This is a genomic window from Paractinoplanes tereljensis, assembly GCF_016862435.1.
In the GTDB taxonomy this organism is placed as follows: Bacteria; Actinomycetota; Actinomycetes; order Mycobacteriales; family Micromonosporaceae; genus Actinoplanes; species Actinoplanes tereljensis.
This window is the reverse complement of sequence record NZ_BOMY01000003.1, coordinates 19251-37198: the sequence shown is the minus strand read 5'-3', so window position 1 is coordinate 37198 and position 17948 is coordinate 19251. Positions and strand designations below refer to the sequence as shown.

Annotated in this window: 14 protein-coding genes and 1 pseudogene; 5 read left to right on the top strand and 10 right to left on the bottom strand. The window is 67.4% G+C overall.

The window, feature by feature from the left end:
• The 6 genes from Ate02nite_RS49780 to Ate02nite_RS04375 form a co-directional block, all read right to left on the bottom strand.
• The coding region (locus Ate02nite_RS49780) for a pentapeptide repeat-containing protein (protein WP_369076739.1) at window positions 1-250 on the bottom strand (250 nt) is incomplete at its 3' end.
• Entirely contained in the window at window positions 136-957 is an 822-nt protein-coding gene (locus Ate02nite_RS04395) for a carbohydrate ABC transporter permease (protein ID WP_203799022.1), read from the bottom strand. The genes Ate02nite_RS49780 and Ate02nite_RS04395, both read right to left, overlap by 115 nt.
• Window positions 957-1892, bottom strand: a complete 936-nt coding sequence (locus Ate02nite_RS04390; RefSeq protein WP_203799020.1) for a carbohydrate ABC transporter permease — start codon at window positions 1890-1892, stop codon at window positions 957-959. The genes Ate02nite_RS04395 and Ate02nite_RS04390 overlap by 1 nt, the downstream gene beginning before the upstream one ends.
• Window positions 1892-3211 carry an ABC transporter substrate-binding protein gene (locus Ate02nite_RS04385; protein WP_203799019.1) on the bottom strand — a complete coding sequence of 440 codons (1320 nt, stop codon included), beginning with the start codon at window positions 3209-3211 and terminating at the stop codon, window positions 1892-1894. The genes Ate02nite_RS04390 and Ate02nite_RS04385 overlap by 1 nt, the downstream gene beginning before the upstream one ends.
• Window positions 3212-3224: 13 nt before the next feature.
• Window positions 3225-4106, bottom strand: a complete 882-nt coding sequence (locus Ate02nite_RS04380) for an SIS domain-containing protein (RefSeq protein WP_203799018.1) — start codon at window positions 4104-4106, stop codon at window positions 3225-3227.
• Window positions 4107-4166: 60 nt separating this feature from the next.
• Window positions 4167-5459 (bottom strand): alpha-glucosidase/alpha-galactosidase, encoded by a 1293-nt coding sequence (locus tag Ate02nite_RS04375; protein WP_203799017.1) that lies wholly within the window; start codon window positions 5457-5459, stop codon window positions 4167-4169.
• A 107-nt stretch (window positions 5460-5566) separates the two neighbouring features.
• Between Ate02nite_RS04375 and Ate02nite_RS04370 the strand changes: the two genes are divergently transcribed.
• The 3 genes from Ate02nite_RS04370 (at window position 5567) to Ate02nite_RS04360 (ending at window position 7577) form a co-directional block, all read left to right on the top strand.
• Window positions 5567-6346 carry a DeoR/GlpR family DNA-binding transcription regulator gene (locus tag Ate02nite_RS04370; RefSeq protein WP_203799016.1) on the top strand — a complete coding sequence of 260 codons (780 nt, stop codon included), beginning with the start codon at window positions 5567-5569 and terminating at the stop codon, window positions 6344-6346.
• Between the two features lie 65 nt (window positions 6347-6411).
• Complete coding sequence (locus Ate02nite_RS04365; RefSeq protein ID WP_203799015.1) at window positions 6412-7035, top strand: permease-like cell division protein FtsX; 624 nt, start codon at window positions 6412-6414, stop codon at window positions 7033-7035.
• Window positions 7032-7577, top strand: coding sequence for a SigE family RNA polymerase sigma factor (locus Ate02nite_RS04360; RefSeq protein ID WP_239147115.1), 546 nt, complete (start codon window positions 7032-7034; stop codon window positions 7575-7577). Before Ate02nite_RS04365 ends, Ate02nite_RS04360 begins: the two co-directional genes overlap by 4 nt.
• A gap of 42 nt (window positions 7578-7619) precedes the next feature.
• Here the strand turns inward: Ate02nite_RS04360 and Ate02nite_RS48605 are convergent.
• From Ate02nite_RS48605 to Ate02nite_RS04350, 3 genes and pseudogenes are all read right to left on the bottom strand, one after another.
• Window positions 7620-8702: pseudogene (locus Ate02nite_RS48605) on the bottom strand (acyltransferase family protein); the annotation flags it as partial.
• Window positions 8703-8742: 40 nt separating this feature from the next.
• Window positions 8743-10101 (bottom strand): glycoside hydrolase family 43 protein, encoded by a 1359-nt coding sequence (locus Ate02nite_RS04355; RefSeq protein WP_203799014.1) that lies wholly within the window; start codon window positions 10099-10101, stop codon window positions 8743-8745.
• Between the two features lie 24 nt (window positions 10102-10125).
• Window positions 10126-11652 (bottom strand): GGDEF domain-containing protein, encoded by a 1527-nt coding sequence (locus Ate02nite_RS04350; protein ID WP_239147114.1) that lies wholly within the window; start codon window positions 11650-11652, stop codon window positions 10126-10128.
• Between the two features lie 239 nt (window positions 11653-11891).
• Here Ate02nite_RS04350 and Ate02nite_RS04345 point away from each other — a divergent pair, with 239 nt between their 5' ends.
• Together Ate02nite_RS04345 and Ate02nite_RS04340 are read left to right on the top strand one after the other, a co-directional pair.
• The gene (locus Ate02nite_RS04345; RefSeq protein ID WP_203799008.1) at window positions 11892-14093 is read left to right on the top strand and encodes a carbohydrate-binding module family 20 domain-containing protein; all 2202 of its coding nucleotides are present in this window, start codon (window positions 11892-11894) and stop codon (window positions 14091-14093) included.
• Window positions 14094-14177: 84 nt separating this feature from the next.
• Entirely contained in the window at window positions 14178-15233 is a 1056-nt protein-coding gene (locus Ate02nite_RS04340) for a LacI family DNA-binding transcriptional regulator (protein ID WP_203799029.1), read from the top strand.
• A gap of 1210 nt (window positions 15234-16443) precedes the next feature.
• On the opposite strand, the gene Ate02nite_RS04335 is transcribed toward Ate02nite_RS04340, so the two are convergent.
• Window positions 16444-17547: an alpha/beta fold hydrolase gene (locus tag Ate02nite_RS04335; RefSeq protein ID WP_203799006.1), complete on the bottom strand. Its 1104-nt coding sequence runs from the start codon at window positions 17545-17547 to the stop codon at window positions 16444-16446.
• Window positions 17548-17948 lie beyond the last annotated feature (401 nt).

The following is a 17948-nucleotide window of genomic DNA, read 5'->3' as shown; positions in this document are numbered from 1 at the left end:
CGCCCCGAACGTTGGCGCCCCGAACGTTGGCGCCCCGAACGTTGGCGCCCCGAACGTTGGCGCCCCGAACGTTGGCGCCCCGAACGTTGGCCTCCCTAACGTTAGTGGCCCTAACGTTAGGCGGCCTTGAGCAATTCAGCCCTTGATGCCGGTGAAGGTCATGGTGGCTATGAACTTTCGCTGGGCGAACAAGAAGGCCAGGATCAGGGGCATCGTGGCCAGCACGTTGCCGGCCATCAGCTGGGACCACTCGGTGCGGCGCATGCCCTGGAAGTTGGCCAGGCCTACCTGCAGGGTGAATCGGTGATCATCCGAGATCGCTACCAGTGGCCACAGCAGGTCGTTCCAGCTCCACAGCAGGGTGATGATGGCCAGCGTGGTCAGTGCCGGCTTGGCCAGCGGCAGCACGATGCTGCGGAACGTGCGCCACTGGCCGGCGCCGTCGATCAGCGCCGCCTCCTCGAGCTCGGCGGGCAGTCCTAAGAAGAACTGCCGCATCAGGAAGATGCCGAACGCCGAGGCCAACCACGGCACGTACGCGGCGGCCAGCGTGTCGACGATGCCGATCCGGGCGAACATCAGGTACGTCGGGATCATCAGCAGCTGGATCGGGATCATGACCGTCGCCAGGATCAGCACGAACGCGATGCCGCGACCCGCGAACTTGAGCCGGGCGAAGCCGTAGCCGGCCATCGAGCACAGGGCCAGATGGGAGACCACCGCGATGCCGGAGACGATCACCGTGTTGACGAACCAGCGCAGCGCCGGCGTCTCCGAGAACAGATGCCGGTAACCCTCCAGGTGCAGCGACGTCGGGATCAGCTTGGGTGGGAACTGGTTGATCTCGGCGCTGCTCATGAACGAGGTGAGCAGCATCTGCACCAGCGGCAGCACGAAGATCAGGGCGAGCGGCATGAGGAGCAGGTGCCAGGGGGAGAACGGGAGCTTCCAGCGCATCAGAACACCTCCGAGCCGCGTCGCCGCGAATACCAGATGACCAGCAGCGACAGCAGCAGGGTCACGATGAACAGCAGATAGGCGGCGGCCGCGCCGTACCCCAGCCTCTGGGTTTGAAAGGCCAGCTCGTAGATGTAGTAGACGATGGTCTGGGTGCTGTTCAGCGGCCCGCCGCGGGTCGTCGTGTAGATCAGGTCGAACAGCTGCATCGCGGTGATGGTCTGCCAGATCGCCGCGAACACCGTGACCGGTCGCAGCTCCGGCAGCGTGACGTGCCGGAACACCCGCCAGGGGGAGGCGCCGTCCATCCGGGCCGCCTCGACCAGGTCGCGCGGGATGTCCTGCAGCGCGGCCAGGTAGATGACCGTGGTGAAGCCGACCTCACCCCAGAGCGCGATCAGGCAGATGATGTAGATCGCCTGGTGCTGGCTCTCCAGGAACTGCTGCTGCGGGATGCCGAGGTGGCGCAACAGGTCGTTGGCCACCCCGAACTGCGGGTTGAAGACGAAGCCGGCCAGGATGCCGGTGGCCGCCGCCGACGCCACGTACGGCACGAAGATGCAGGTCCGGTAGAACCCGATCAAGCGGATCTTCTGGTTCAGCGCGATCGCGATGACGATGCCCAGGATGATCGAGCCGGGCACGAACAGCGCGGTGAGCAGCAACGTGTGCTTGGTCGCCGCGATCATGTCGGGGTCCTGCACCAGCAGCCGGTAGTTGCGCCAGCCGACCTGGGTGGCCGGGGCGATGCCGTTCCACTTGGCCCGGGAGATGAAGAACGCCCACACCGCCGGGAAGATCGACAGACCGATGACGATCAGGGTGGCCGGGCCGGCGAAGGCCCAGCCGGTGAGGTTCCGCCGCAGTGCACGCTTGCGAGGGCTTTTTAAAGCAGAGACCTGAGTACGCGGCGTAACCGCGAACGTGAGCGCCATCAGTTCGTGATCGCGTCGACGGACTTCTTGGCGGCGTTGTCCAAGGCCTCCTTGGGTTGCGCCTGGCCCTGGAGAACGGCCGCGACCGCGTCGCCGACGTTGCGGGACAGCACCTCGTAGCCGGGCAGCGTGGGCCGGGCCTGCTTGGCGTTGGCCAGGTTGGCGAAGAACTTGTCGCCGCCCGGGTACTCCTTGACGTACGCGGCGTACTCCGGGGAGGACTTCTCGGACGTACGCAGGGGAAGGTTGCCGACCGCAAGATTCCACTTGGGGTCAACGGAGGCGCTGGTCAGCCACTTCATGAAGTCGCGCGTCGCGCCGGCCCGGTTCACGTCGCCGTGGTCGAACAGCACCCACAGGTCCGGACCGGAGACGGTCTGGTGGTCGCCGTTGAAGCCGGGCAGGTCTGCCACCCCGTACGCCAGCTTGGCTTCTTTGATTTCCAGGAGGGCCCATGGGCCGGACAGCATCATGCCGACGTGTCCGCTGTTGAACAGCGGTGCGTACTTCTCGTCGGTCTGGTCGAGGTACATCGACTTGTCGTCGACCGCCATCTGCCGCAGCGTCTCGAGCGCGGCCACCCCGGCGTCGGAGTTGAAGGCAGGCTTGTCCCCGTCGAGGATCTTGCCGCCGTGCTGCCAGAGCAGCGGCCACAGGTGCCAGGTGGTGTCCTCGCTGCCGGATACCGAGTAGGCCGTACCGTAAGTGTTTGTGGATTTGTCGGTCAGCTTTTTGGCCGCGGCCCGGAAGTCGTCCCAGGACCACTGGTCGGTCGGATAGGCCACGCCGGCCTTGTCGAACAGCGCCTTGTTGTAGATCAGCGCGAGGTTGTCGACAAGCGCGGGAATGCCGATGACCTTGCCTTTCGAGGTGGCCACCTCGCGCGCGGCGGCCGGGAAGTCGTCCCAGCCGAACGACGGGTCCTGCACATAGGACGTCAGGTCCTGGGCCTTGCCGCTGGCGCCGAGGTCGCCGGCCCAGTTGCCGTAGGCGTAGGAGACGTCCGGGTAGCTGTCGCTGGTGAACCCGGCGGACAGCTTGGTGAGCAGGTCATCGGTGGTCGGTGCGCCGGGGGAGACCTTGATCGTGACGTTCGGGTGGGCGGTGTGGTACTCGGCCGCGAGCTGTTCCGCGACCTTCTCCTGCTCCTCCGGTTGCCCGGTCCACCAGGTGATCGTGACCGCTGCCTTCGGGTCGTAGCCGGCGGCGGCGTCCTTGCCGGAGTCGGTCGTTCCGCCCATGCAGGCGGAGAGGGTCAATGCGGCACCGAGGCCGCCTGCCAGCAGCCGGAACGACCGGCCGCGCCGAAGGTCTGTCATCTCGTGCACCTCTTCAGGGGGTGAGTACCACAGATCGGGTGAGCAGTCGGGGGCGGTCGGGATCGAGGCCGCGGTGGGCGGCCATGGCAAGAGCGAAACGCTGCGCGAGCACCAGCTGGGCGAGGGGGTCCTGCTTGCTTCGGTACGCCGTAGCACCGGCCTCGCGGGCTACGTCGTCCAGTTCCTTCGGGGTGTCGCCGAACGACCAGACCAGCGAATTGCGCCCGGCCACCGCGACCGGGCCGTGCCGGAAGTCCTTGGCCGGGTAGGACTCCGAGTAGGCCTGGGCCGACTCGCGAACCTTGAGCGCGGCCTCGTGGGCCAGCCCGATGGTCCATCCGGTGCCGAGAAAGACCAGGTGTTCGATGTGTGCGGGGTCGGCCGGCAGCGGCATTTCCAAAGCAGCGCGGCCGTCGGCGATCACTGCGTCAAGATCCGCACCGAACGCGTGCCGGGCCAGCGCCAGCGTGGTGGTCGGAAAACGGGTCTGCACCACGCTGCGCTCGTCGGCGAAGTCGAGCACCAACTGGCTGTCGGTGAGGCCGTCCACGGGTTCGCCGCGGACGGCGGTGATCACGGTCGTCCGGGTCGACGCCGGGACCATCCGGAGCGCTTCGAGCACCTCGGTCGAGGTGCCGGAGCGGCACACCGCCACGATCCGGTCGTAGTGGCGGCGGGGCAGGAACTCCGACGCGCAGACCGCGTCGGTCTCGCCGAAGCCGGCCGACTCCCGCAGTTCGGCGAGGGCCTGCGCGACGAACCAGGAGGTGCCGCAGCCGAGGACGAGCATCCGCTCGCCGGGTGCGATCAGCTCGTCCTGGGCCTGGCCGGTCAGGGCCAGGCTTTGCCGCCACACGTCCGGCTGGCTGGCGATCTCGGCTGCGGTGTCATTCATGTTCGAGGATTATGCTCGTTTGCGCTCGCTTAACAAGATGTGCGCATCAAACGAACATTCTCATCTGAGCGCTTCGGGCAGCAGGTCGCCGTGCGCGGCGGTCAGCTCGTCGCACAACTCCCAGATCTGGTCCACGGTCAGCGTCGCGGCGGTGTTCGGGTCCACCATGGCCGCCTGCCGGACCATCCGCTTGTCGCCGGTGAGTGCGGCCTGCACGGTCAACTGCCCGACGCTGACAAAGCTCCGATTCAAAGCCGCGCATTGCGCGGGCAGATCCCCAACCCGTTCCGGCCGTACGCCGAGACGGTCGACGACACAGGGCACCTCCACGGCGTACCCCTCGGGGAGGTTGCTGATCAGGCCGTGATTGGCGACGTTGCCGTGGATCCGGCGCATGGTGCCGGTGACCATGCTGTGGATGACCTGCGGCGCGTACTCGGTGGCTTCGCGGGTGAGGTCCAGGTTTTCCCCGTTTTTCAGGGCATTTCTGACACTGTGGTACTCGGCCACGTTGTCGGCGCTGATCTGCAGGTAGTCGCCGACCGGGATGCGCAGCCGGGCGATCTCCTCGTCGTGGTGCAGGTACCACGGCAGGTACTCCGAGGAGTGCTCGCTGGTCTCGGTGGGGAAGTAGCCGAGCCGCCGGTACATGTCCATCCGCACGCGTCGCCGCAGTTCAGGCTCCCTTTCCAGCAGCTCGTCCAGGCGCGGGTAGAGCGATTCGCCGCGGTGCTCGAAGCGCAGCAGCCAGGCCTGATGGTTGACGCCGGCGCCGGAGTAGTCGATCTCGTCCAGCGGCACGCCCAGCAGCTCGGCCAGATCGTGCACGGTCCAGAACACGGAATGGCAGAGGCCGACGGCCTTGACCTTCGGCGCCACCGCCGCGAGGTAGCCGATGTTCATGGCCATCGGGTTCGTGTAGTTGAGCAGCCAGGCGTCGGGGCACAGCTCCTCAATATCCCGCGCTATAGACCCCAAAACCGGAAAAGTCCGAAGTGCTCGGAAGATGCCGCCGACCCCGAGCGTGTCCCCGATCGTCTGCCGCAGTCCGTATTTGGCCGGGATCTCGAAGTCGCGCACGGTCGCCGCGTGCATGCCCACCTGGATCGAGTTGATCACGAAGTCGGCGCCCTCCAGCGCGCGCCGCCGATCCAGCGAAGTCGTGATCACCGGCCGGCAACCGAGCTGGTCGGCGGTCTGCCGGGCGATCGCCTCGGCCGTTTCGAGCCGCTCGGCGTCGATGTCGTGCAGGGCCAGGGTCACGTCACGCAACTCGGCGAAGGACAGGATGTCGGCCAGCAGCTCGCGGGTGAAGACCACGCTGCCGGCGCCCAGGAAGGCGATCACAGTCATGGCGGGATTGTTGGCGCCTACGCCAAGAGCGCGCAAGACGAACTGGTGTATCGCTTGGAAACGAACTACATTGACTGCTCGTTTGATCAGTACCGATTGAGGGGTCCATGAGTTCGCTCCGCCGGGCCGACCGGGTTTCCGCCATCCTCGAGCGCGTCGCCAGCCACGGTTCGGTCGACGCCGGGCACCTCGCCGACGAGTTCGCCGTCTCGCCCGCCACGATCCGCCGCGATCTGCAGGTCCTCGAAGATCAACGACTCCTTTCCCGTACGCATGGGGGAGCCGTCGCCGTCGACGTGGCCTACGAGTTGCCGGTCCGCTACCGGGTCGGCCAGCACCGCGAGGAAAAGGCCCTGGTCGCGAAGACCGTTTTCGATCTGCTGCCGAAGGGTCCGCTCACGCTCGGGCTGACCGGCGGCACCACCACGCACCTGCTGGCCCGGCTGCTCGCCGAGCGGGTCGACCTGACCGTGGTCACCAACGCGCTGAACATCGCGGCCGAGCTGGCCCTGCGCCCCCGGCTCAAGCTGATCATGACGGGCGGCGTCTCCCGCACCCAGACCTACGAGCTGGTCGGCCCGATCGCCGATCAGGCGCTGATGGGGCTCAACCTCGCGGTGGCCGTGGTCGGCGTCGACGGCATCAGCGCCCGCGGCGGCCTGACCACGCACGACGAGATCGAGGCCAACACCAATGCCACGATGATCCGCCGGGCCGACCGGGTGATCGTGGTCGCCGACGGTTCCAAGGTCGGCAAGATCTGCCTGGCCGGCATCTGCCCGGTCACCGACGTGGCCCTGCTGGTCACCGACTCCAGCGCCGACCCGGCCGGCGTCGAGGCCATCCGCCGGGCGGGCACCGAGGTGGTCGTGGCCGGCGGCATGTGACCGATCCGGGTGTCCATCCGGTCCTAACAGCAGAGGCCGGAACGGACAGCGAGGAGACGGACCAGGTGGACGCGAACCTGCGGGAGCAGTTCGACCGGGCGGTCGATGACGACCCCGGCGCCGATCCCGGCGAGATGGCGCTGGCCGCCATCGTCGCCGGCGGACGGATCCGCCGGCGGCGACGGGAGGTCGCGGCGGCGACGGTGGCGGCCGCGATGGTGCTGGTGGCCGGCGCGGTCACCGCGGTGACGCTGCGGCCGGGCGAGGCCGGCCCGGCCAGTCCGCCGGCCGCCATCGCCCCGGCGATGATGATGCTGGTGGCGGCGCCGTCCTGCGCGCCGAAGACGGTCGAGAAGAACGCCACCGACGTGGTGATCTTCCTCGGCCCGGCGGTGACCGGGCCGCGCGAGGCGGAGCTGCGGTCGAGGCTGGCCGATGACCCGCGGGTCGACGCCGTGAACTTCGAGGGCCGGGAACAGGCCTACGAGCGGTTCCGGAAGCTCTGGTCGGACAGTCCCGACTTCGTGGCCTCGGTCAACCCGACGGACCTGGCCGAGACGTTCCGGGTACGGATGGTGGACCGCTCGCGGTACGCGTCCTTCCGCGCCGAGTACGCGACGGTGGACGGCATCGAGTGGATCGAGGGCCGGGTCTGTACGGCCGACGCCCCGGTCGGAGGGGTCTGGTGACCGAGACCGTGACGTCGCCCCCGACCGTGGCCGGCACCATCAAGACCAGGGCCGGCCGTGACGAGGAGTTCACCGCGTTCGTCGAGGCGGCCGCCACCCGGCTGCGCCGCAGCGCCTACCTGATGTGCCGGGACTGGCACCTGGCCCAGGACCTCACCCAGCAGACCTTCACCAAGATGTACGCGGCGTGGGGCCGGATCCGCACCGGCACCAACCTCGACGGCTACAGCCGCCGCGTACTGATGAATCTGGTTTTTGATCGTCATAAGCGGCGCAGCGGCTCCGAGGTCGTGCTGGCCGAGGTGCCGGACCGGTCAGAGAGCGTCCCGGCCGGCTCGCCGGAGTTGCGCCTCGCCCTGGTCGACGCCCTCGCCCGGCTGACCGTCGAGGACCGTGCCGTCCTGGTGCTGCGGCACGCCGAGGACCACAGCGTCGACACCGTGGCCTCGATCCTCGGCGTCTCCGTCTCGGTGGTGAAGATGCGTAACGCCCGCGCCCTGGCGAAGTTGCGCACGCTGCTGGGGGAGGACTTTGTGGACTGAGGCCAGGCGCTGGCCGGGCACCTCGATCCAGCGGTAGGTCAGCCAGGAGAGTCCGAGCAGCCCGGCCACGAAGGCGGCGATGGCCGGGACCTCGGCCGGCCCGTGGACGTGTTCGTAGAGCCACGGGCCGGTGAGCTGGATGATCGGCACGTGGATCAGGTACAGCGAGTAGCTGACCAGGCCGATCCAGGCCAGCCAGCGCGGGACCGAGCGGTGCCGGCGGGCGAAGCCGATCGCGAACGAGCCGCCGATGATCAGCAGGGTGATCACCGAGCGGGTCATGTACTGCGGGGTCAGGGCGTTCAGCGACTTCAGCTCGGCGAACCAGTTGATCAGGCAGGCGGCCCCGACCACGGCGGCGGCCGCGTACGCGTGACGCCACGGGATCTGGCCGTGCTCGGCGCGGTAGATGGCCGTGCCGAGGAACATGACCGCCGGGATCAGCAGGCCGTCGAAGACGTGCGACGGGTGCTGGTTGGCCAGCAGCAGGGTCAGCACCAGCGCGATCAGCGTCAGCGCGCCGGCCACCACCGCGGCCCGTCGCCGGCTGAGCAGCCCGGCCAGCCCGGCGACCAGGACCACCGCGATCACCACCGGCAGCACCGGCGAGACCAGCCCCCGCGGGGTCAGCGGCACGGTCGCCACCGCGGTGACCGCGAAGATCACCGAGATGGTGGCGCTGGCCCGGTGCAGCCGGAGCGCGAACAGCCCGGCCACCAGCAGGTAGAAGGCCATCTCGAAGGTGAGCGTCCAGATCACCGGGGTCACCAGGTCGAAGCCGGTGAACTGGGCGAGCATGGTGAGGTGCGCGATCGTGGCGGCGACCGGGTGCTCGACCAGGTAGGGCGCCACCGGCAGCACCAGCAGCACAACGCCGCCGACCGCCAGGTAGAGCGGGAAGAGCCGGGCGAGCCGGGACGCCCAGAACCGCCGCAGGTCGCCGTGCCGTTCCAGCGACGCCGGGATGATGTAACCGCTCACCAGGAAGAAGAGCATCACCCCGGCGACGCCGCCGTTGAACCAGTTCGCGGTGACCGCCCGCACGTCACTGAGCAGCCAGTGGGTCAGGTGCGCATAGACCACGAGCAATGCCGCGACCGCGCGCAGCGCATCCAGCCAAGCCATCCGGGAGGTGTGCGCTGCGGCGGGCATCCGCGAAGAATACTCAGAAGCCGACCTTGAACGTCGCGTCCTGCTTCTCGGTGGCGGTGCTGATCGGATCGATGCGCAGCACGTAGTTGGAATGTCGCAGGTATCGATCCGAGTAGTTGTACGAGCGGAACGACGTCCACGAGCTGTCGGCCAGGCCGGCCACCTTGTAGAACGTCGCGTCACCCTTGAAGGCGGTGGTGCCGTCGCTGGTCGCCAGCTGGATCGCGTAGTTGTAGTGCCGCAGGTACATGGTCGGGTAGTTCACCGACTGGAACGACACCCCGGCACTGTCGGCCAGCCCCGGCACCAGCTTCCACTGCTGATCCTGCCACTGGTCGAACGGATACTCGTCGATCCGGCCGACGTTGTTGTAGTGCCGGATGTAGCGACCCGGGTAGTTGTACGACTTGACCCGGTTCCAGGTCGGCGTGCCGGTGGCCAGCAGATTGCTGAGCTCGGTCGCGGTGAGCGGGGTGATGCCCAGGTGCTTGGAGTTCAACGGCTGGGTGTACGTGCGGTCGTTGAGCAGGGTCCAGCTGCCGGTCGACAGCGAACTGGTCGACCAGGCGAAGAACCGGCCGTTCGGGCTGTAGGTGTCGCCCCACAACGTGTACCCGTTGCCGGACAGGGCCGGCGCCAGCTGCGGCGCCTCGACGCCCCGACCGGGATTGATCACGCTGGTGTAGGTGGTGAAGCTGCCCGGGTTGAGCGTCGAGGACTTCGCGCCGAACAGCCCGCCGGTCCCGCGGTAGTAGAAGTAGTTCACCCCGCCCTGGCTGACCAGGTTGCCGTCGATCACGTCGGTGCCGTTGTCGAAGAAGACCGTGCCCTCGGTGGCCGTCCGGAAATCGGTCGTGTAGCTCACCATGATCACGTTGTGGCCGCCGACGACCGAGGAGTAGATGACGCCGTACTGATTGCGGCCGGCGTCCCAGAACGCCTCGGGTGCCCACGAGTGGGTGGCCAGCGAGTTGACCTTCAGCCGCCGGTAGTTGGTGAAGGACCGCAGGTCGGTGGAGTCCCAGACGTGGATGTACTGGCTGTTGTAACTCCAGTCGGTGCCCTTGAGGTCGGTGGCCAGCACCTCGAACGTGCCGTCCTGCTTGCGCAGGATGTAGGGATCGCGCAGCCCGAGCGCCCCGGCGGTGGGGGTGACGACCGGGTTGTTCTGATTGATCGGGGTCCAGTTGAGGCCGTCGCTGCTGACCGCGATGTGCAGGCCGTAGTTGGCGGCGGACATGTTGGGGGACTCGGTGAAGTACGCCATGGCATAGCCGGCGTAGGTGGCCGCGGCAGCGGGGGAGGCGAAGCCGAAGACCACGGCGAGAACGGCGGCCAGGACGGCGCCGCCGACTTTCCGTTGTGAGGACATGGTTAACGTTAACAATGACCACTATCAATGAAAAGACGTGACCGTCTCCATGCCCGTGTCGTACCTCCGCCACGTGCCCTTGCCTGCGGATTTGGCGGCGTACATGGCGACGTCGGCCCGCCGGATGACGGCCGAGACCCCCTCGCCCGGCTCGGCCGCGGCCGAGCCGATGCTGGCGTTGGCCGTGACGAATGTGCCGGAGATCGCCACCGGTACCGCGAACGCGGCGAGCAGCCGCTGGGCGGTCTGTTCGGCCTCCGGCCCGGTGCAGCCGCGCAGCAGGATGCCGAACTCGTCGCCGCCGAAGCGGGCCGGCAGGTCCCCCTCGCGCACCGCGGCCCGCATCTTGTCGGCCACCGAGATCAGCAGATCGTCGCCGGCCGCGTGCCCGTAGGTGTCGTTGACCTGCTTGAACCCGTCCAGGTCGATGAGCAGCACGGAGGTCCGGGCGGAGTCGGCGTCGAGCGCCGCCTCGACCTGCTCGTGGAAGTGGGTGCGGTTGGCCAGCCCGGTCAGCCCGTCGGTCAGCGCCTGGTGGCGCAGCCGCGTCTCGTGCTCGCGCAGCCGCTCGATCAGGTCGGTGTTGTCGTGGAACGCGACCAGCTGCCGCCCGGCGACCAGTGCGCAGATCAGCCCGAGGCCGACCACCACGCCCCACAGCTGGAAGTCGGCGCCGCCCGGCAGCACCACGAGCAGGGCGATGAAGACGATCGCGATCGCGCCGTACGGCATCAGGCTGTACGGCTTGCGCCGGCGCTCGGCGAACGGCGCCGGGTCGAACTTGGCGATCACCACCTGGATGCGCGGGCCGAGCGCGATCAGCAGCGACGGGATCAACCGCACCAGGTAGACGTAGCCGGGCAGATGGTCGGCCGCGGGCGGGGCGACGAAGAAGCCGACCGCGGTGAACACGGCCGCGCCCATCATCGTGATGGCGGCGCCTTTGCGCATCGGGGCGTTGCCACTCAAGATCATCTTGATCGCGGCGAAGCAGCCGGTGATGGCCGCGACCGCCGCGGCCAGGCTCGCGAACAGATCGGTGCGATCGGTCTCGCCCGGCTTGATGGCGAAACACCAGGCCAGCACGGCCCCGGCCACCAGCACCGAGGCCGAGTCGAGCCAGAACGCGACCCGGGTCCGCCCGGTCCGGCCCGGGTGTGGATGCAGGAGCATCGCCAGTACGACCGCGACCAGCCCGACCGCGAAGCAGCTGGACTGCACGATGCCGCCGGTGGTCGACCAGGTTCCCGGCGGGCTGGTGAAGGTCGCGATGGTCTGCATCGTGTCGCCGGTCAGGAACAGCGCGCCGACTCCGGTCAGCACCCGCCAGAACCGGCGAATTGCTCCGGTGGCGAAGCGGTAGACCTGCCAGGACGAGAACGTGAGCAGCGCGTCCAGCGGGAGCTGGAACGTCCAGAAGGTGCGCACCTGCCAGTCCGTGTGGCCGGCCAGTGCGAAGAACAGCACCGCCGCCAGCAGGGTCCAGGAGATCGCGGCGATCAGGACGGGGTCGCGACGGAGCTCGGGCGCATGGCTGAGCCACCGCCGCACGCTTCTCGCACCGTCCACGCTCGTCCTGATCGACAGCGGGCCGCCCGCCTTGAGCTTCTTTGTGAATTTCGATCTTTGCAAGGTCCTTCCAAGGCCTTGAGCTGGGGACATTCACAGCTATCGCACAGGCTTTGCAAGATCTTTCAGAAACTCATTGACGTATTTGAAACATTCAAGCATCCTCGTCGTAACGGACGGCCGTCCCCTCCCTTTCGCCCCCGTATCGCTAGGAATCCCCTATGAAGCGCAGCCTGCGAGCGATAGCCGCCGGTGCCGTTCTTGCGGCGAGCGGCCTTGTCGCATTCACCGTCCAGACGGTCACCGCCAACGCGGCCGTCTCCCTCAATAACAGCGATGTCACCGCCAACCTGTGGAGCTGGAACTGGAACTCCATCTCCAAGGCCTGCACCGAGCAGCTCGGCCCCGCGGGCTACGGCGCCGTCCAGGTCGCCCCGCCGGCCGAATCGGTAAGCCTCGCCAGCAGTGACAACGGCGCCCACCCGTGGTGGGAGATCTACCAGCCGGTCTCCTACAACCTGACCAGCCGGTTCGGCACCCGCGCGCAGTTCACCGCGATGGTCACCGCGTGCCACAACGCCGGCGTCCGGGTCTACGTCGACGCGGTCATCAACCACACCGCCGGCGCCAACAACACCCTGACCACGACGTACGGCGGCAGCACCTTCAGCCCCACCGGCTACACCTACCCCGCGGTGCCGTACTCGTACGACGACTTCCACCACGCGAACGACGGCTACTGCAGCGACGACGACGCCGTGATCGACGACTGGAACAACGTCTCCGAAGTCCAGAACTGCATGCTGCTGTCGCTCTCCGACCTCAAAACCCAGAGCAGCACGGTACGGGCGAAGATCGCCGCCTACCTCAACGACCTGATCGGGGTCGGTGTCGACGGCTTCCGGGTGGACGCGGCCAAGCACGTCGCCAAGGCCGACTTCGCCGCGATCCTGGCGCTGCTCAACAAGACCACCGCCGAGGGCGTCGCGCCGTACATCGCCCAGGAGATCTTCACCGGGGCCTCGAACAGCGAGTTGCTGCCGTCCGCCTTCACCTCCAACGGTGACGTGCTCGGCTTCTCCTACGCGATGGGCCTCAAGACCCAGTTCAACAACGGGACGCTCAACCAGCTGGCCAACATCCCGTCGTGGAGCCTCGACGCGGCAAGCGCGCAGACCGCCGCCATGGTCACCAACCACGACCTGGAGCGGGACGCGACCACGCTGCGCTCGCTGGACGGCACCAAGTACACGCTGGCCAACTACTTCCTGCTGGCGTACCCGTACGGTCAGCCGTTCGTCTACGACGGTTTCGTCTTCCCGACCTCGAACACCGGTCAGTCCCCGCCCGCCGACTCCAGCGGTTTCGTCACCGACACCAGCTGCACCAACGGCGCCTGGCAGTGCATCACCCAGTCCACCGGGGTCAAGGGCATGGTCGGCTGGCACAACGCCACCGCCGCGACGACCACCGTCTCCGACTTCACCACCACCAACAACAACGTGATCGGCTTCCACCGGGGCTCGCTCGGCTGGGTCGGCATCAACAACTCGAGCAGTGCCTCCACCGCGACGTACACCACCGGCCTGGCCGACGGCGTCTACTGCGACGTGATCACCGGTGCCGCCACGACCACCGGTTGCGCCGGCACCTCGATCACGGTCTCCGGCGGTACGGCGTCGGTCAGCATCCCGGCCAACAGCGCGGTCGCCATCCACATGAACGCGAAGTCCGGCGCCGGCAACCCCACCACGACGCCCACTACCGCGCCGACGACGTCAACGCCCACCACGTCGCCGACCACCACTGCTCCGACGACCGCGCCGACCACCAACCCGGCCACCGTCGGGGCCACCTTCAACGAGTACGCCACCACGGCCTACGGCACGAACGTCTACGTCGTCGGTAACGTCGCGGCCCTCGGCAGCTGGAACACCGCCAACGCGGTCGCCCTCTCGGCCGGCTCGTACCCCGTCTGGTCCGGCACGGTGAGCCTGCCCGCCTCCACCGCGATCGAGTACAAGTACATAAAGAAGGACGCCTCCGGCAACGTCACCTGGGAGAGCACCGCCAACCGGACGGCCACCACCGGCACCAGCGCGGTCACCTTCAACGACAGCTGGGACGTCGCCTCGGCCACCGCGGTCACCTTCAACACCACCGCCACCACGGCCACCGGCACCAACGTGTACGTGGTCGGCTCCATCGCGGCCCTCGGCAGCTGGGCCCCCGCGTCGGCCATCCCGCTGACCGCCACCGGCACCACCTGGAGCCGCGCGATCGCCGTCCCGAAGAGCACCAGCTTCGAATACAAGTACATCAAGAAGGACGCGTCCGGAAACGTCACCTGGGAGTCCGGGAGCAACCGGACATACACCACCGGAACGGCGTCGGCGTACAGCACCACCGACACCTGGAAGTAGCCGACAGACACGCCGGTCGTGGGCCATCCGGCCACGACCGGCGTGGTCGACGCACCAAAATTAATGAAGGGTTATTGTGACCGCATGCGTGCACGTCTCTCGGATATCGCCCGACAGGCGGGCGTCAGCGAGGCGACGGTGTCGCGCGTCCTCAACGACCGTCCCGGCGTCTCGGCCGACACCCGCCAGGCAGTCCTGACCGCCCTCGATGTCCTCGGCTACGAACGCCCCGAACGCCTGCACAAGCGCAGCGCCGGCCTGGTCGGCCTGATCGTCCCCGAACTGGAAAACCCGATCTTCCCGGCCTTCGCCCAGATCGTCGAGTCCGCCCTGGCCCAGACCGGCTTCACGCCGGTCCTCTGCACCCAGACCCCGGGCGGCGTGACCGAAGACGAGTACCTGGAAATGCTCCTGGACCGTCAGGTCAGCGGCATCGTCTTCGTGGCCGGCCTGCACGCCGACACCACCGCCGACCACGACCGCTACCAGCGCCTGATCGACCGGCCGCTGCCGATCGTCTTCGTCAACGGCTTCGCGGAAGGCATCTCGGCCCCGTTCATCTCCTGCGACGACAAGCAGGCGGCCGAGTCAGCGGTGGCCCACCTGGCTGCCTTGGGCCATGAACGCATCGGTTTCGTCTCGGGGCCGGAACGCTTCCGGGCGGTCCAGCGGAAACTCGACGGGTACCACAGCGCCATGAGCCGGCACGTTCCGTCTTACGACCGTCGTTCTCCGGACGAGTTGGTTGCCCTGACTCTGTTCGGGGTTGAGGGCGGTGAGGTTGCGGCGGGTCAGCTCCTGGACCGAGACGTTACGGCTGTGGTTTGTGGGTCTGACTTGATGGCGTTGGGCGCGATCCGGGCAGCTCATCGTCGGGGTCTTCAGGTCCCTCGGGACATTTCGGTGGTCGGCTTCGACGATTCGCCGTTGATCGCGTTCACCGATCCGCCGCTTACTACCCTCCGCCAGCCGGTCGCCGCTATGGGCAACGCTGCGGTCCGGGCTCTGGTTGACGAGATCCACGGGCATGCTGCTCCTCGGTCGGAGTATGTGTTTCCGGCTGAGCTCGTTGTTCGTGGGTCTACGGCTGCTGCTCCTACTCGGCGGATTTCGGCGCAGACCCATATTCCGGCTGCTTGATCCCTTTGGTCGCTCTGGGACGGTTTTGGGCCGGGGATAACCATGCTGGGCGGTAAAGCATCTATGCCCTGCATGGTCATCCCCGGCCCAAAACCTTGCACGGTAGCCCGTGGCGGCCAGGACTCTGGTTACCCGTCGCTGGGTGCGTGATCGGGCTGGGCGGTCCCCTTCCACACTGTGGTCTGGCTGCCGCGCTGTGGGCACGCCAGGCGCGGAAGTCGGGCAGGCCAACCTGAGTGGTGGGGTGCGCGAGCGAGACCGTGCCGCCCTGCGGCCGAAGCTCCCGGGCACGCGAGGCAACGTCATGGCCCGGCTGGGCGGGGCGGCCTGCGGTCGGTGGTGCGGTCAACCCCGTGGTGGGTTGCGGTAGGTGGTGGGGGTGCACTTTAAAGATCTTGCCCCGTTACACCTAGCGAGGCTTCGCCGATGCGATCAGCCCGTCGTGCTTGCGGTAGGCGGGCGGGGTGCGCTTTAGAGAGCTTGCCCCGTTATGTCTCGACGGATGGTCGTTGGTGTGATCAGCCCGAGCTTGCTCGGCACTGGCTGCCGTTGCGGGCGGGACGGCACCCGGCCGCCACCGGATGCCGTCCCGGTTGCGAAGTACCCCATGACGATCATGCGGAATCCCAGCTCAGCCACGTGGACATGCCAACCTCTCACGCACAAAGCCACCGCCGGGCTGACGATCCACGCCCGTGACCTGCGCGAGGTGTAACGGCGCAAGCTCTTTAAAGCGCACCCACCCACCACCTACCGCAACCACGACGGGCTGATCACATCAGCGAAGTCTGTCGAGGTGTAACGGGGCAAGATCTTTAAAGCGCACCCCCGCCCCCTACCGCAACCCACCACGGGTTTGATCGCACCACCGGCCCGCAGGCCGCCCCACCCAGCCGGGCCGTCACGTTGCATCGCGGGCCCAGGAGATTCGGCCGTAGGGCGGCACGGTCTCGCTCGCGCACCCCACCACTCAGGTCGGCCTGCTCTCGTCGCGCGCCTGGCGTGCCCACAACGCGGCAGCCAGACCACAGCGCGCAAGGGGAGCCACCCAGCCCGATCACGCAGCCAGCGACGGGCGACCAAAGTCCTGGCCGTCACGGATCACCATGCAAGGTTGTGGGCCGGGGATGACCATGCAGGGCATAGATGCTTCACCGCCCAGCATGGTTATCCCCGGCCCACAACCGTCCCACCGCAACCACCCAACCGACTAGCTGAACCGACCAGCGATCCAGGTAGCAACGGTCCCGGCCGAGAGAATCACAGCAGAGTCGTGAGTGGCTCCAGCCAGCTCAACATAGGTAACCGGCTGGGAGTAGGCCTGAAGCTGCGGAAGCAACAGGTCATGGGTGATGAACTGCGGCACAGCAGCATCATCGGACCCCTGAACGATCAGAACCGGAGCGGTAGGCGTCGACTGCGCCGGATTGTCGTAGTGCGCGAGCTTGGTAACGACGGAAGCCGGCAGAGCCCCGCCGACGAGGAGCTGCTCCGCCGTCAGGCTCTCGTACGAAGCCAGGATCTCGTTGAGACACCCGGTAGTAAGCGACGATGTCTTGGTCTTCGCCTGAGTAGCCAACACAGTATTCGGGTTGAACGTAGAGTCCACCGCGGCGAGACCGTACAGCCCCATCACCAGGTACCCCTGCCCCGGAGTTCCCGGGATGATCGGAGCCAGAGCGTCCACGTTGGAGACCGGAGCGATCGTTGCGGTGCCCCGAAGCACCAGGTTCCCGTCGTAGGAGGGAGCGATCTGGCTGGCGAACAGTGCGGCCTGGCCGCCCTGCGAGTGCCCGTCGATGACGTACTGCGTGGACAGTGCCGAGTCCAGGTTGCGGGCGGCCTTGACGCTGTCGATGACCGAGCGGGCTTCGCTGCCGCCGACCAGGTAGGGGTGGGACTGGGTGGTGCCGAGGCCGGGGTAGTCGGTCGCGGCGACGGTCCAGCCCTTTTCGAGCAGGGCGGCGACGGCGACGCGGGCCTCGGGCCAGAACACGGCCTGGCTGGTGGAGGGCGCGCACTGGTCGGCGAGCCCGGTGGTGCCGTGGGCCCAGGCGACGGTGCGGTTCTTCTTGTTGCTCTTGGGCGTGAGGATCAGGCCGGTGGCCAGGATCAGCGTGCCGTTGATGTCGGTGGTGACGTATTGGATGCGCTTGCCGGTCGCCACGGGCGTCAGTTCGGGCGGCAGCGTCGCCGTCGTCGAGCTGAGCACCATCCCGGGCAGGGAGGCGGCGGAGGCTGGTCCGGTCGGTGCGACGGCGATGCCGCAAACGGCCAAGATAACGACCAGTAGTAAGCGCGGGCTTGTTTTCACGCGTGTTCCATTCCCGTGAGTAGGGTTTGATGATCAGAGCCGGGCCAAAGCGTATGGCGATAACCGGCCACGGTTGAAGTACGCAGATGCGTAGTCCTTCTGGTACTGGTCTCCGAGTACTGATCCAGAGGTAGACCGAAAAAAGAAACGACCGGGTCGTGAAAGACCGATTCATTCCGAGATATTCGAGCCATCCCAAATTCAAGATCAAGACCCGGCCGCCGTACGCCGTGAGCGCACAATCCCGCAGGCCGCGGCCTACCTGAGGGGCGGGCGAAGATCGCCTCGCCGCCCTCGATCGGCGCACTCACAGTGATCGTCCGGGTTTTCTCGGCCTAGGTCATCGTGACCGATTCGGATAAGTGGCCCTCCGGCCCCCCGGTAACCGTGGTCCACCCCCG

Bases quoted from the DNA above. Each gene is read 5' to 3' on its own strand.
- Ate02nite_RS04395 (WP_203799022.1), bottom strand. From the start codon at position 957: ATGCGCTGGAAGCTCCCGTTCTCCCCCTGGCACCTGCTCCTCATGCCG.
- Ate02nite_RS04390 (WP_203799020.1), bottom strand. From the start codon at position 1,892: ATGGCGCTCACGTTCGCGGTTACGCCGCGTACTCAGGTCTCTGCTTTA.
- Ate02nite_RS04385 (WP_203799019.1), bottom strand. From the start codon at position 3,211: ATGACAGACCTTCGGCGCGGCCGGTCGTTCCGGCTGCTGGCAGGCGGC.
- Ate02nite_RS04380 (WP_203799018.1), bottom strand. From the start codon at position 4,106: ATGAATGACACCGCAGCCGAGATCGCCAGCCAGCCGGACGTGTGGCGG.
- Ate02nite_RS04375 (WP_203799017.1), bottom strand. From the start codon at position 5,459: ATGACTGTGATCGCCTTCCTGGGCGCCGGCAGCGTGGTCTTCACCCGC.
- Ate02nite_RS04370 (WP_203799016.1), top strand. From the start codon at position 5,567: ATGAGTTCGCTCCGCCGGGCCGACCGGGTTTCCGCCATCCTCGAGCGC.
- Ate02nite_RS04355 (WP_203799014.1), bottom strand. From the start codon at position 10,101: ATGTCCTCACAACGGAAAGTCGGCGGCGCCGTCCTGGCCGCCGTTCTC.
- Ate02nite_RS04345 (WP_203799008.1), top strand. From the start codon at position 11,892: ATGAAGCGCAGCCTGCGAGCGATAGCCGCCGGTGCCGTTCTTGCGGCG.
- Ate02nite_RS04340 (WP_203799029.1), top strand. From the start codon at position 14,178: ATGCGTGCACGTCTCTCGGATATCGCCCGACAGGCGGGCGTCAGCGAG.